Source organism: Streptomyces sp. BPTC-684 (assembly GCF_030028635.1).
Taxonomy (GTDB): domain Bacteria; phylum Actinomycetota; class Actinomycetes; order Streptomycetales; family Streptomycetaceae; genus Streptomyces; species Streptomyces noboritoensis.
Genome location: NZ_CP124863.1, coordinates 639,548 through 652,870, shown reverse-complemented (window position 1 = coordinate 652,870; position 13,323 = coordinate 639,548). Strand labels below are relative to the sequence as shown.

The 13,323-nt window shown below is 69.0% G+C and carries 7 protein-coding genes; 1 reads left to right on the top strand and 6 read right to left on the bottom strand.

The window, feature by feature from the left end; genetic code table 11:
- Positions 1-11: 11 nt before the first annotated feature.
- Complete coding sequence (locus QIY60_RS02890; protein ID WP_283140975.1) at positions 12-1,538, bottom strand: UDP-N-acetylglucosamine 1-carboxyvinyltransferase; 1,527 nt, start codon at positions 1,536-1,538, stop codon at positions 12-14.
- 366 nt (positions 1,539-1,904) lie between these two features.
- Between QIY60_RS02890 and acnA the strand changes: the two genes are divergently transcribed.
- A complete protein-coding gene (gene acnA / locus QIY60_RS02885) occupies positions 1,905-4,619 on the top strand; it encodes an aconitate hydratase AcnA (RefSeq protein WP_283140974.1) in 2,715 nt (904 codons plus the stop codon).
- A gap of 88 nt (positions 4,620-4,707) precedes the next feature.
- On the opposite strand, the gene QIY60_RS02880 is transcribed toward acnA, so the two are convergent.
- The 5 genes from QIY60_RS02880 to QIY60_RS02860 form a co-directional block, all read right to left on the bottom strand.
- Positions 4,708-5,625, bottom strand: coding sequence for a VCBS repeat-containing protein (locus QIY60_RS02880; RefSeq protein WP_283140973.1), 918 nt, complete (start codon positions 5,623-5,625; stop codon positions 4,708-4,710).
- Positions 5,626-5,841: 216 nt separating this feature from the next.
- A complete protein-coding gene (locus tag QIY60_RS02875; RefSeq protein ID WP_283140972.1) occupies positions 5,842-6,774 on the bottom strand; it encodes a VCBS repeat-containing protein in 933 nt (310 codons plus the stop codon).
- 250 nt (positions 6,775-7,024) lie between these two features.
- Positions 7,025-7,990, bottom strand: coding sequence for a VCBS repeat-containing protein (locus QIY60_RS02870; RefSeq protein ID WP_283140971.1), 966 nt, complete (start codon positions 7,988-7,990; stop codon positions 7,025-7,027).
- Positions 7,991-8,203: 213 nt separating this feature from the next.
- On the bottom strand, positions 8,204-9,190 hold the full coding sequence (locus tag QIY60_RS02865) for a VCBS repeat-containing protein (RefSeq protein ID WP_283140970.1): 987 nt from the start codon (positions 9,188-9,190) through the stop codon (positions 8,204-8,206).
- Positions 9,191-9,339: 149 nt separating this feature from the next.
- A complete protein-coding gene (locus QIY60_RS02860; RefSeq protein WP_283140969.1) occupies positions 9,340-13,191 on the bottom strand; it encodes a GH92 family glycosyl hydrolase in 3,852 nt (1,283 codons plus the stop codon).
- Between the last annotated feature and the right edge of the window lie 132 nt (positions 13,192-13,323).

The following is a 13,323-nucleotide window of genomic DNA, read 5'->3' as shown; positions in this document are numbered from 1 at the left end:
GCGAGTTGTTGCTAGATGTCCCGGAAGATCTCGATCTGCGCGCCCACCGAGTTGAGCCGCTCCGCCAGCTCCTCGTAGCCGCGGTTGATCACGTACACATTGCGCAGTACGGACGTGCCCTCCGCCGCCATCATCGCGAGCAGGACCACCACCGCCGGGCGCAGCGCGGGCGGGCACATCATCTCCGCCGCGCGCCAGCGGGTCGGGCCCTCGACGAGCACCCGGTGCGGGTCGAGGAGCTGGAGGCGGCCGCCGAGGCGGTTGAGGTCCGTGAGGTAGATCGCACGGTTGTCGTAGACCCAGTCGTGGATGAGGGTCTTGCCCTGCGCCACGGCCGCGATCGCCGCGAAGAACGGCACGTTGTCGATGTTCAGGCCGGGGAACGGCATCGGGTGGATCTTGTCGATCGGCGCCTCCAGCTTGGAGGGGCGGACCGTCAGGTCGATCAGCCGGGTACGGCCGTTGTCGGCCGCGTACTCCGCCGAGCGGTCGTGGTCCAGGCCCATCTCCTCCAGGACCGCGAGCTCGATCTCCAGGAACTCGATCGGCACCCGACGGATCGTCAGCTCCGACTCGGTGACCACGGCGGCGGCGAGCAGGCTCATCGCCTCGACCGGGTCCTCGGAGGGCGAGTAGTCGACGTCGACGTCGATGTTCGGCACGCCGTGCACGGTCAGGGTGGTGGTGCCGACGCCGTCGACCCGTACGCCCAGCGCCTCCAGGAAGAAGCAGAGGTCCTGGACCATGTAGTTGGAGGAGGCGTTGCGGATGACGGTGACGCCGTCGTGGCGGGCGGCGGCCAGCAGCGCGTTCTCGGTCACCGTGTCGCCGCGCTCGGTCAGCACGATCGGGCGGTCCGGGGCGGTCCGCGTCACCTCGGCGTGGTAGATGCCCTCGGTGGCCGTGATGTCCAGGCCGAAGCGGCGCAGGGCGATCATGTGCGGCTCGATGGTGCGCGTACCGAGGTCGCAGCCGCCCGCGTACGGCAGCCGGAAGCGGTCCATGCGGTGCAGCAGCGGGCCGAGGAACATGATGATGGAGCGGGTCCGGCGGGCGGCCTCCGCGTCCATGCCGTCCATGTCGAGGTCGGCCGGGGGCACGATCTCCAGGTCGACGCCGTCGTTGATCCAGCGGGTGCGCACCCCGATGGAGTTCAGCACCTCCAGGAGCCGGAAGACCTCTTCGATGCGGGCCACCCGGCGCAGCACGGTGCGGCCCTTGTTGAGGAGCGAGCCGCAGAGCAGCGCCACGCAGGCGTTCTTGCTCGTCTTGACGTCGATGGAGCCGGAGAGCCGGCGCCGGCCGACCACCCGCAGATGCATGGGCCCGGCGTAGCCGAGGGAGACGATCTCGCTGTCGAGTGCTTCGCCGATGCGGGCGATCATCTCAAGGCTGATGTTCTGGTTCCCGCGCTCGATACGGTTCACAGCGCTCTGGCTCGTGCCCAGAGCCTCGGCCAACTGCGTCTGTGTCCAGCCCCGGTGCTGCCGGGCGTCACGGATGAGCTTGCCGATGCGTACGAGGTAGTCGTCTGACATGGCGGCAGGTTATCTCACATATGAGATGAGATTCTTGTCGGGGTGCGCCGTCGGGGTGAGGGCCCTGTGAAGCACCGTCAGCTCTGATGGTCGTGCGGCGCGGGTGCCGGGGCAACCGGAGTGCATCCGTCCGGAGGTGTTCGGGACAGCACGCGCGCGCATGCGGGGCGTGCCCGCGCATGACCAGCGGCCGCCCATGTACTAGAGTTATCTCGACATCGAGATATCTGCCGAGGCGCACCGCGGCCGCACGTCACCGTCGAAGTGGCGGTAAGGGTGACCTAACTTAGCCTTACCTTAGCGGATTGGCTATCCAGCGTGGCGGCAGGATGCGGTGGAACGCGCACATATATGAAGGAGACTGTCGTGTCGGCGAACAGCTTCGACGCCCGCAGCACGCTGCAGGTGGGCGACGAGTCGTACGAGATCTTCAAGCTGGACAAGGTCGAGGGCTCCGCGCGCCTCCCTTACAGCCTGAAGGTGCTGCTGGAGAACCTGCTCCGTACCGAGGACGGCGCGAACATCACCGCCGACCACATCCGGGCGCTCGGCGGCTGGGACTCCCAGGCGCAGCCCAGCCAGGAGATCCAGTTCACGCCGGCCCGCGTGATCATGCAGGACTTCACCGGTGTGCCCTGTGTCGTGGACCTCGCCACCATGCGCGAGGCCGTGAAGGAGCTCGGCGGCGACCCGGCGAAGGTCAACCCGCTCTCCCCGGCCGAGCTGGTCATCGACCACTCCGTCATCGCCGACAAGTTCGGCACCAAGGACGCGTTCTCGCAGAACGTGGAGCTGGAGTACGGCCGCAACAAGGAGCGCTACCAGTTCCTGCGCTGGGGCCAGACCGCGTTCGACGACTTCAAGGTCGTCCCGCCGGGCACCGGCATCGTCCACCAGGTCAACATCGAGCACCTGGCCCGTACGGTCATGGTCCGGGGCGGCCAGGCCTACCCCGACACGCTGGTCGGCACCGACTCGCACACCACCATGGTCAACGGCCTCGGTGTGCTGGGCTGGGGCGTCGGCGGCATCGAGGCCGAGGCCGCGATGCTCGGCCAGCCGGTCTCGATGCTCATCCCGCGTGTCGTCGGCTTCAAGCTGACCGGTGAGCTGAACCCGGGCACCACCGCCACCGACCTGGTCCTCACGATCACCGAGATGCTGCGCAAGCACGGCGTCGTCGGCAAGTTCGTCGAGTTCTACGGCGAGGGCGTCGCCGCCACCTCGCTGGCCAACCGCGCCACCATCGGCAACATGTCGCCGGAGTTCGGCTCCACCGCCGCGATCTTCCCGATCGACGGCGAGACGCTGAAGTACCTGCGTCTGACCGGCCGCTCCGAGCAGCAGGTCGCGCTGGTCGAGGCGTACGCCAAGGAGCAGGGCCTCTGGCTGGACCCGGCCGCCGAGCCCGACTTCTCCGAGAAGCTGGAGCTCGACCTCTCCACGGTCGTCCCCTCCATCGCCGGCCCGAAGCGCCCGCAGGACCGCATCGTCCTGGCCAACGCCGCGCAGCAGTTCGCCCTTGACGTGCGCAACTACGTCGACGAGGACGACGAGGCGGGCAAGGAGTCCTTCCCGGCCTCCGACTCCCCGGCCTCCGCCAACGGCGTCCCGACCCGCCCGACGCTGGTCACCCTGGCCGACGGTTCGTCCTTCGAGATCGACCACGGTGCGGTGACGGTCGCGGCCATCACCTCCTGCACCAACACGTCGAACCCGTACGTCATGGTCGCCGCCGCGCTCGTCGCGAAGAAGGCCGTGGACAAGGGCCTGACCCGCAAGCCGTGGGTCAAGACCACGCTCGCCCCGGGCTCGAAGGTCGTCACCGACTACTTCGACAAGGCCGGTCTGACGCCCTACCTCGACAAGATGGGCTTCAACCTGGTCGGCTACGGCTGCACCACCTGCATCGGCAACTCGGGCCCGCTGGACGAGGAGATCTCCAAGGCGATCAACGAGCACGACCTCGCGGTCACCTCGGTGCTCTCCGGCAACCGCAACTTCGAGGGCCGGATCAACCCCGACGTCAAGATGAACTACCTGGCGTCCCCGCCGCTGGTCGTCGCGTACGCCATCGCGGGCTCGATGAAGGTCGACATCACCACCGAGGCCATCGGCACGGACACCGACGGCAACCCGGTCTTCCTGAAGGACATCTGGCCGACCGAGGCCGAGGTCAACGACGTCGTGGCGAACGCCATCGGCGAGGACATGTTCAACAAGTCCTACCAGGACGTCTTCGCGGGTGACGCGCAGTGGCAGTCGCTGCCGATCCCGACGGGCAACACCTTCGAGTGGGACCCGCAGTCCACCTACGTCCGCAAGCCCCCTTACTTCGAGGGCATGCAGATGGAGACGACCCCGGTCACCGACATCACGGGCGCGCGCGTCCTGGCCAAGCTGGGCGACTCGGTCACCACCGACCACATCTCCCCGGCCGGTGCGATCAAGGCCGACACCCCGGCGGGCAAGTACCTCACGGAGCACGGCGTCAACCGCCGTGACTTCAACTCCTACGGCTCGCGCCGAGGCAACCACGAGGTCATGATCCGCGGCACGTTCGCCAACATCCGCCTGCGCAACCAGATCGCGCCGGGCACGGAGGGCGGCTTCACCCGCGACTTCACGGTCGAGGGCGCCCCGGTCTCCTTCATCTACGACGCCTCCCAGAACTACCAGGCCGCCGGCACCCCGCTGGTCATCCTGGCGGGCAAGGAGTACGGCTCGGGCTCGTCCCGCGACTGGGCCGCCAAGGGCACGGCGCTGCTCGGCGTCAAGGCCGTCGTCGCCGAGTCGTACGAGCGCATCCACCGCTCCAACCTCATCGGCATGGGCGTCCTCCCGCTCCAGTTCCCGGAGGGCGCCACGGCGTCGTCGCTGGGCCTGACGGGCGAGGAGACCTTCTCCGTCACGGGCGTCACCGAGCTGAACGACGGCACGACCCCGCGCACGGTGAAGGTCACCACGGACACGGGCGTGGAGTTCGACGCGGTGGTCCGCATCGACACGCCGGGTGAGGCGGACTACTACCGCAACGGCGGCATCATGCAGTACGTGCTGCGGAACCTGATCCGTAACTAACGGACCCCGGTCAGCAGGAAGGGCCGCACCCCGTCGCCGGGGTGCGGCCCTTCGTCATGCACGGCGCTTCAGAGAAGAGCCGGTGGGATCAGAACAGCAGGCGGTACGTGTTCCAGCCGCCGTTGCCGATCTTCACGCGGGACTCGAACGGGTCCTGGGCGTTGCCGTTGCCGGAGTAGCGCCACAGGCTGCCGTCGTTGCCGCGGGCGATCAGGTCGGCCTTGCCGTCGTAGTCGACGTCGCCGGTGGAGATGAGGGTGTTGTAGGTGTTCCACCCACCACCGATCTTCGTGCGGCCCTCGAAGGGGGCCTTGTAGTTGCCGGTGCCCTTGTAGAGCCACAGGGTGCCGGAACCGTCGCGGGCGACGATGTCGTTCTTGCCGTCGCCGGTGAGGTCGCCGTTGCCGGCGATCTGGTTGTACTGGCCCCAGCCGCCGCCGACCTTGTAGCGGGACGTCAGCTTGCCGTCGCCGTAGCCGAGGTAGATGTACAGGTTGCCGCTGCCGTCCCGGGCGAGGAGGTCGCCCGCTCCGGCGCCGCCGAGGTTACCCACGGACCAGATGTGGTTGTAGGTGTTCCAGCCGCCGCCGACGGTGAACTCGCCGACGTCCCACATGAAGTAGCGGAGGTAGCCGTCGGTGCTGCGGTACCAGATGCCGTCCGAGTGGCCGTCACCGTTGTGGTCGACCTGGGTGAGGTCCTTCTCGTTGCTCCAGTTCTCACCGGACTTCACTCGGTCGGCGAGACCACCGTTGCCGTCCGGCGCGTAGCTGTACAGGTAGCCGTTGCCGGCGAAGCCGTACAGCGCGTACCGGGTCGTGTCCGCGACCGCGGACGAACGCAGGCCGGCCGGGGCGTGAGCCTTGGCGGCCCCGTCCTTGGCGGACTTGGCGGGGTTCTCGGCCGCGACGGCGGAAGCACCCGTCGCGACGAGCGCGGCGGTGACCGCCGCGGTGGCGAGACGCGCAGCTATGCGCCCACGCTTACGGCCAGAAATCTTGGCCACGTATTTCTCCATGGAGTTGTTGAGACATGGCGCGCCTCACGAGGTGCGGCCCGCCATCGGATCAACCAGATCGTTTCACGGGTTTCTCACATCTCCCAAACAGGTTTGTGCGGGAATCGTCACGTCCGGTTGACGGTGACCCCCGGTACGCCGAAGGGCCGCACCGCCGAAGCGGTACGGCCCTCCGTCACCTCAGGTCAGGGACCCGACGGTCGATCAGAAGAACAGCCGGTAGGTGTTCCAGCCGCTCGTGCCGATCTTGACACGGGACGCGAACGGCGACGCCGCGTTGCCCGTGCCCTTGTACAGGTACAGCGCGCCCGAGGCGTCGCGGCCGATGAGGTCGGCCTTGCCGTCCAGGTCGATGTCGCCCGCGGCGAAGATGGTGTTGTAGGTGTTCCACCCACCACCGATCTTCGTGCGGCCCTCGAACGGCGCCTTGTAGTTGCCGGTGCCCTTGTAGAGCCACAGCGTGCCGTCGCCGCCGCGCGCCACGATGTCGGCCTTGCCGTCGCCGGTCAGGTCGCTGTTGCCCGCGAGCTGGGTGTACTGGCCCCAGCCGCCGCCCACCAGGTAGCGGGACGTCATCTTGCCGTCGCCGTAGCCCAGGTAGAGGTACAGGTTGCCCGAACCGTCGCGGCCCAGGAGGTCACCCGCACCGGCGCCGCCCAGGTTGCCCGGGGAGAGCAGGGTGTTGTAGGTGTTCCAGCCGCCGCCGACCTTCCACGGCTGGCTGCCGTCGTTCGCCGCGTAGTACAGGTTGCCGCTGTAGTCGGCCTGCCAGATGCCGTCCGCGAGGCTGTCGGCGTTGTGGTCGACCTGGCCGATCCACTTCTGGCCCCAGCCGGTGTTGCCCTCGAAGCCGACACGGCCCTCGAGGCCGCCGTTGCCGTTGGGGGCGTAGTACCAGGCCGTGTTCGACTTGTCGACGCCGTACAGACCATATATCGGAGCGTCGCCCTCGTTGGACGCCTGCGCGCTCGTCAGGGCGCTCTTGGCCGGCTTGGCCGTCGGAGCCTTGAACGGCTTCGCCGAGGGGTTGTCGGCGGCGAACGCGGAGGCGCCGGTGCCGACGAGGGCGGCGGTAACCGCCGCGGCAGCGAGGCGGGAAGCTATCCGTCCACGCTTACGGCCAGAGATCTTGGCCACGTATGTCTCCATTGGTCGTGATTGAGACGTGGTGCGGCTCGGGTGCCGAGCCGCGTCACGAGTTCAGCGGAATCGTTTCACGACTCCTTTACCTGTCAACCCGCCTAGACCCAAAGGGGATCAAGACAACAGCTCTTTCTCGGCCCTTGTTCACCCGCCGTATCCCGAAAACGTCCAAAAGGGCCGCATTTCCCAAACGGGAATGCGGCCCTCCGGACATCCGCCGGTCATCCGCCGTGCGGAGAAGGCGTCAGAACAGCAGCCGGTACGTGTTCCAGCCGCCGTTGCCTATCTTGACGCGCGGCTTGTACGGGGACGCGGCGCTGCCGGTGCCCTTGTAGAGCCACAGCGCGCCCGCCGCGTCGCGGCCGAGCAGGTCGGTGGTGCCGTCGAGGTCCACGTCGCCCGAGGAGACGAGGGCGTTGAAGATGTTCCAGCCGCCGCCGATCTTGACCCGGCCCTCGAACGGCGCCCTGTAGTTGCCGGTGCCCTTGTAGAGCCACAGCGTGCCGTCGCCGCCGCGCGCCACGATGTCGGCCTTGCCGTCACCCGTGAGGTCGCCGTTGCCCGCGAGGGCCGTGTACTGGCCCCAGCCGCCGCCCACCAGGTAGCGCGACGTGAGCTTGCCGTTGCCGTAGCCCAGGTAGAGGTACAGGTTGCCCGAGGAGTCGCGGCCCAGCAGGTCGCCGGCGCCCGCGCCGCCCAGGTTGCCCGGGGACAGCAGCGTGTTGTAGATGTTCCAGCCGCCGCCGACGGTGGTGTTCTCGAGCTCGACGTACGGCTCGTACGTCATCGTGCCCTTCGTGTCCCACTTCCAGCTGCCGTCCGCGACGCCGTCGGCGTCGTTGTCGACCTGGGCGCCGTTCTTCAGGCCGCCCTGGCCCTCTTCGAGCGGCATCCGGGGCGAGAAGCCGCCCTCGAAGTCCGGCAGATAGGCGTAGCTGTTGCCGGAGCGGTCCACGCCGACCAGGGGGAAGACCGGGTAGGCGCCGTTGGGGTCGCCGTCCGCCTTGGTGACGCCGTGCTTGGCGCCCTTCGCCGCGGCGTGCGCGGCGGCCTTCGCGGCGGCGGCCTTCACCGACGCCTTGGCGGACGGGGTCGGGTTGTCGGCCGCGAACGCGGAGGCGCCGGTGCCGACGAGGGCGGCGGCAACCGCCGCGGCAGCGAGACGGGCGGCGGCTCTCCGCCCACGCGTACGGCCAGAAGTCTTGGCCACGTATCTCTCCATAGAGTCGATGAGCCATGACGCGGCACCGGGCACGCCTGTGAACCGTGCGCCGGGACACGTCACGCGATCATCGAGATCCTTACACAACCCCTTTACCTGTCAACCTGTTTGAGTGCGGAGTGGCCACATGCGGACGGGCCGCACCCCCGTCCCCGGGAGTGCGGCCCGTCCGTATCGCAGGTCAGCGACCAGAAGCAGCGATCAGAAGAACAGCCGGTACGTGTTCCAGCCGCTCGTCCCGATGTTCTTGCGCCCCGCGAACGGCGCCGCCGCGCTGCCCGTGCCCGAGTAGCGCCACAGGGAGCCGTCGTTGCCGCGCGCGATGAGGTCGGTCCTGCCGTCCAGGTCCAGGTCGCCCATCGAGAACAGGGCGTTGTACGTGTTCCAGCCGCCGCCGATCCTGGTGCGGCCTTCGAAGGGGGCCTTGTAGTTGCCGGTGCCCTTGTAGAGCCACAGGGTGCCGGAGCCGTCGCGGGCGACGATGTCGTTCTTGCCGTCGCCGGTCAGGTCGCCGTTGCCCGCGATCAGGTTGTACGCGTTCCAGCCGCCGCCGACCTTGTAGCGGGTCGCCACCTTGCCGGTGCCGTAGCCCAGGTACAGGTACAGCGTGCCGGTGGTGTCGCGGGCGAGCAGGTCGCCGGCCGCGGCGCCGCCCAGGTTGCCCGGGGAGAGCACCAGGTTGTACGTGTTCCAGCCGCCGCCGACGGTCCACGGGGCGGTGGCGTCGTCCGCGGCGTAGTACATCGTGCCGTTCTTGTCCCACTCCCACCAGCCGTCGGCGTACCCGTCGGCGTCGTGGTCGACCTGGGTCGTCCACTTGATGAGGTCCCAGCCGGTGTCGATCTTGGCGCGCGGGCTGAGGGCGCCGCCGCCGTCGCGGATGTAGCCGTAGAGCGTGTTGGCGCGGTCCGCGGCGAACAGGTCGAACTGGGGGGCCTCGGCGCTGGGCGCGGAGGTCACCGCGCCGGACCGGGCGAGCGACGGCGCCGACGACGCCGGGGCGGCGGTGGTGTACGGCTTCGGCGGGTTGACCGCGGCGGCCGCGGTCGCACCGGTGCCGACGAGGGCGGCGGCGGCCACGGCGGCGCCGAGCCGGGCGGCTATCCGGCTCCGCTTGCTGCCGGAAGTCCGAGAAGTCCCGGAAGTCCCGGAATCCTTGGCCAGGGTCTTGGCCACGTAGTTCTCCATGATCCATGAGGCTCAGATGCGTCGTGGCGCGCCTCAGCAGTCGAGACGCGCCACGGGTTTCACCGGAATCTTGCCATGACTCCTTTACATGTCAATCGGCTTGAGGTAAAAGCGGCCAACTCCACACGGTCGCCTGCCCGCTGGGGCCGTCAGCGCAGCAGCTCGATCTCCGCCAGCGTCGCCGGTCCGCCCGCCGGCACCAGCCGGTAGTGCCCGTACGAGCCGGGCCGGGCCACGCCGAACACCCGGGTCTGCTTGTCCCAGGCGAACGACTCACCGGAACGCTTGTCCAGATCGACCCACTTCGTCCCGTCCGAAGACCCCTGAAGGACCCACCCCTCGGGGGCCTTCGCGCGGTCGGCGGACGTCAGGGTGTACCGCACCGCGCGCGTGGCCGACGCCACCGGCAGCTCGACCGAGTCGAACGTGCCCGCCGTCGCCGAGGTGTCGTCGAACAGCGGGCCGCTGCCCGAGATCGCGTCGGACGGCGGCGCGGGCACCTCGTCGTCGTGCGTGATCGACACCGGCGCCGCCTTCTCGCCCGTGCCCCAGGCCGAAGGGCGCGGCCCCATCGCGAAGTCCAGCGTGCCGCCCCGGGCCAGCAGGGAGTGGGGGAGCGCGGTGGAGTCCCAGGCCTTGCCGTTCACCTTCAGCGACTGGACGTAGAGGTTGCGGGAGCTGTTCTTCGGCGCCTTCACCACGAGGTCGCGGCCGTTCTCCAGGTGCACCGTCGCCTTGGTGAACAGGGGCGAGCCGATGGCGTACTCGCCGCTGCCCATGACCAGCGGATAGAACCCGAGCGCGGAGAACAGGTACCAGGCCGACTGCTCGCCATTGTCCTCGTCGCCGTGGTAGCCCTGGCCGATCCCGCTGCCCGTGTAGAGGCGGTTCATGACCTCGCGGACCTTCTCCTGCGTCTTCCAGGGCTGCCCGGCCGCGTCGTACATGTACGTCACGTGGTGGCCGACCTGGTTGGAGTGGCCGTACATGCCCATCCGGACGTCACGCGCCTCCGTCATCTCGTGGATGACGCTGCCGTACGAACCGGCGAAGTCGGGGGAGGCCGTCTCCGGGGTCGCGAAGAACGCGTCGAGCTTCTTCGCGAGCCCCGCGCGCCCGCCGTAGAGATTGGCGAGCCCGCGCGAGTCCTGCGGAGCGGTGAACGCGTAACCCCAGCCGTTGGTCTCGGTGTAGTCGTACCCCCAGACCCGCGGGTCGTACGTGCCGCTCGGCACCCGCCAGTCGCCCTTGGCGTCCCGGCCCTGGAAGAAGCCGGGCGCACCCGCCCCGGCGCTCGCCGCCTTCGGGTCGAAGAGCTTCACGTAGTTGCGGGCGCGGCCCAGGAAGTACGCCGACTCCTCCTGGTAGCGGGACCTGCCGGTCTTCTTGTAGAGCGCCTCGCCCATCTTCGCCAGGCCGTAGTCGTTGAGGTAGCCCTCAAGGGACCAGGACAGGCCCTCGTGCGTGGAGGTCGGGGTGTAGCCGAGGAAGGGCGAGGTGTCCATGCCCTTGCGGCCGACCCCCGCGGACGGCGGGGCGACGGTCGCGTTCTTCAGCGCGGCCTCGTAGGCGGCCTCGCCGTCGAACTTCACGCCCTTCACATACGCGTCGGCGAACGCCACGTCCGAGCTGGTCCCGGTCATCAGGTCCGCGTAGCCGGGCGAGGACCAGCGCGAGATCCAGCCGCCGTCCTTGTACTGCTGGACGAACCCGTCGACCATCTCGCCCGCCCGGCCGGGGGTGAGCAGCGAGTACGCGGGCCACGTCGTGCGGTAGGTGTCCCAGAAGCCGTTGTTGACGTACACCTTGCCGTCGACGATCTTCGCGCCGGTGTGCGTCGGGGTGTCCTGGCCGGTGCCGGGGGAGAAGGGGCTGGCGTACTGGTACTTGGAACCGACCTTCTCGAAGCCGGAGTTCGGGTACAGGTAGAGGCGGTAGAGCGAGGAGTAGAGGGTCGTCAGCTGGTCGTGGCTCGCGCCCTCGACCTCGACCCGGCCCAGGATCTCGTCCCAGGCCTGGCGCGCCCGGTCCCGTACGCGCTCGAAGGAGGTGCCCGCCGGGATCTCCGCGGCGAGGTTCGCCTTCGCCTGGTCCACACTGATGAGTGAAGTGGCGAGCCGCAGGGTGACCGTGCGGTCCTTGCCGGGCGTCAGGCGCAGATAGCCGGTGACGTCCGCGCCGCCGCCCCCGGGCAGCTTGCCGCCCGCGGTGGCCGGGGCGTCGAGGACGCCGTAGACGAAGAGCCTGGTGGCGCCCTCCGAGAGACCGCTCTTGACGTCGGAGTAGCCGGTGAAGGAAGAGGTCGACGGGTCCAGGGTGAGGCCGCCGTTGTTGTTGACGTTGTCGAAGAGCACGCTCGCGTCGTCACCGGGATAGGTGAACCGCATGGTCGCGGCGTGGTCGGCGGGCGCCATCTCGGCCTTGAGGCCGTTCTCGAAGGTGACGCCGTAGTAGTACGGCTTCGCGGTCTCCCTCTCGTGCCGGAACGGCAGCGCGCGTGCGCCGCGCGAGGCGTCCGGGGTGCCGGCGGCCGCCGACGGCATCAGCTGGAAGGTCTGCCGGTCGCCCATCCAGGGGCTCGGCTCGTGGCTGGCCGAGAACGCCTGGAGGGTGGGCAGGTTGTCCGCGTTGTTGCGCCGCGCGTAGTCGTACAGCCAGTCCTGCGAGCCCGCGTTGGTCACCGGGGTCCAGAAGTTGAACCCGCCCGGGACGGCCGTCGCCGGGAAGGTGTTGCCGCGCGAGAAGGAGCCGCTGGAGTTGGTTCCCCGGGTGGTGAGCGCGTAGTCGGCGAGGTGGGCCAGGCGCTTCTCCGGCTTCTTCGGGGCGATCGCCAGGTCGTCGATCCAGCCCTGGAACTTCGCCGGGCCCTTGGGCGAGTCGTACGCCACCAGGACCCGGTCGACGGTCTTGCCGGCGGCCACCGCCCCGATGCGCGAGGACACCTGGTTCCACTGGTTGACGTAGAGCGTCTTCGCCGCGCCCTGGCCCTGCGGGGTGAGGAGGCCGCCGTGCGAGTCGAGGGCCTTCAGGTCACTCAGATAGGTGCCGTCGGTGAAGGCGAGGTCCACCGACACGTTGGTGGCGGGATAGCCGAGGTCGGTCTCCGGCATCGACGGGAAGACCTTGTAGTCGAGCACGGTGTCCCGGCCGATCCGGGTGTCCACGTCGAAGACCTTGTTGTACGAGTAGGCCCGACCGTCCGCCTTGTGCGTACCGGCGTAACGCAGGGCCCTCTTTCCGGTGAATCCGGCGTTGGCCTTGGCGGTGGGGGAGCCGCCGGGCCCGCGGTCCGCCAGCGTCAGCATGTCCGGCGGAACCGGGGTGCTGGTGTCCCCGTCGGAGAACTGCACATCGGCCAGCTGGGTGATGTCGGCTCCGCCGTTGCGGGTGATCTCCAGCCGGTAGCGCGCGTACGCCGTGGAGCCCGCGAAGTCGTACGTCTTGGTCTGGAAGCGCGAGCTGAACGTTTCACCCGAGCGGGTGTCCAGCGTCGTCCAGGTGCTGCCGTCCGCCGAGCCCTTCAGCGTCCAGTCCTTGGGGTCGCGGGGAGCCGCGTCATTGGCCGAGGTCAGCGCGTAGGTGACGACCTTGACCGGGCTGTCGAGATCGAATTCCAGCCAGGCGGTGGGCTGGAAGGCCAGCCATTTGGTGCTGGGCTGGCCGTCGACGAGGTTCTCCTTCACCTCGCCCGAGCCGTCGTTCTCGGCGCTCGCCCGCACCGCCGTCACCCTGTCGGTGACGTTGCCCGGTATGCCGCTGGTGAATCCGCCGTCGACCCCCGACGCCCGCTTCCTCCCGTCCGGGCCCGTGTCCACGGTGTCGCGCCAGTCCGGCTGCGGCTGGCCGGTTTCGAACGAGGTGCGGAACTCCTGGCCGCCAAAGGCGGGTTGGGCCGAGGCCGGCTGGGCCGACGCGGCCCACTGGGCCGTCACCACGAGCAGGAGGGAGGCCGCCGCGAGGGCGGCCGCCGGCCCTTGTCGGAGCCGGGATCTGGGCAGCATACGGAGGCCTTTCCGTTGGCGGGCGCATGACACGACGACGCCCGGCCCGGGCCGGTGCGCTCCGGTCATGCGATCTGGACAACGTTGTCAGAGAGAAAATGCAGGATCCAGTAGGAAGGCAAGTCATGGGTG